This window comes from Deinococcus frigens DSM 12807 (assembly GCF_000701425.1).
GTDB classification, from domain to species: Bacteria; Deinococcota; Deinococci; order Deinococcales; family Deinococcaceae; genus Deinococcus; species Deinococcus frigens.
This window is the reverse complement of the sequence record NZ_JNIW01000148.1, coordinates 1-1,096: the sequence shown is the minus strand read 5'-3', so window position 1 is coordinate 1,096 and position 1,096 is coordinate 1. Positions and strand designations below refer to the sequence as shown.

Sequence of the window (1,096 nt, the reverse complement as noted above, 5' to 3'; positions counted from 1 at the left end):
CTGATTGGCTTTCATTTCCTGGCAGCGAGCGTTCTGTTGGCAAATAAATTACAGCCGCTTTTTGGATCGCTTGCCGGATAGCCTCTAGCAATACCTTCTGCAAAGCGGTTCCGATACGACTCATCATGTTCTGGATGGTGCGCGATGCGTCACCGCGCACGAGTGCTTTGAGTTTGGAAAGCAGCAATTCAATCGGGTTGAAGTCCGGGCTGTACGGTAAGAGATAGAGCAAGGTGCTGCCCCGAGCCTCCACAAGCGTCCGAATGGATGCTCGATGACACGACGACAAGTGATCCAGTATCATCACCTGTCCGGCGCTGAGCGCCGGACAGAGTTCTTCCCGGACATACCACTCGAAGACCTCCCCATTCACAGGGTCGTCAACCACTGGTGGGGCCAGCGGCCCCGCCAGATTCAGCGCACAGATCAGACTCTGGTTCTGACCGTGGTTTCGTGGCACCGCATAGACCGCCCGCAGATAACTGGGCGCACGGGCATACCCATACCCGCGCGTCATGTTGGTCTGGAGGCCACTCTCATCGAGAAAGACCAACCGTTCTGGGTGCAGCAGATACGGTTTGAGATCGTTCAGGAAGATGGCCCGGCGTTCCTCACTCCATTCTTGAGCGACCCGTGTTTTTTTATGGGTGATGTGGTGACGTGCAAAGACCCGGCCTACCGTTTTGGAGTTGATGTGGAGGCCCGTGGCCTCTTCGAGCATGCGGGCATGCTCGGCCAGATTGGCGTTTGGATGGGAGTCCACCTGACGCAGCAACTGTTGTTCTTGAGGGGCCGTCATCATCCGGTGACGGCCCCTCGACTTGACCCGCACGTGCAAGGTGTGGTTGCGGTGCCGTTCCAGATAACTTTTGACCGTGATAAAATGTACAGAGAAATGGCATGCGGCTTTTTCGGGCGTGGCTCCACCGAGAACCAGATTGACGACTCGACGCCGAAACTCCAGCCCATAGCCGTAGACCCCCGCTATATTCATAAATCTATGATTACAGCGTTCAATTAATTCTGATTTTATCATAATGGCGTTTGAATTTGGTTCTGGCCGTTTTGATGGAGAATTGCCACTCCAGTTGGACTC

1 protein-coding gene is annotated in these 1,096 nt (G+C 54.7%); it reads right to left on the bottom strand.

Annotated features, from left to right (window positions below):
• A partial coding sequence (locus Q322_RS22905; protein ID WP_162176650.1) for an IS630 family transposase occupies nucleotides 1-994 on the bottom strand: 994 nt, incomplete at its 3' end.
• Nucleotides 995-1,096: the final 102 nt, after the last annotated feature.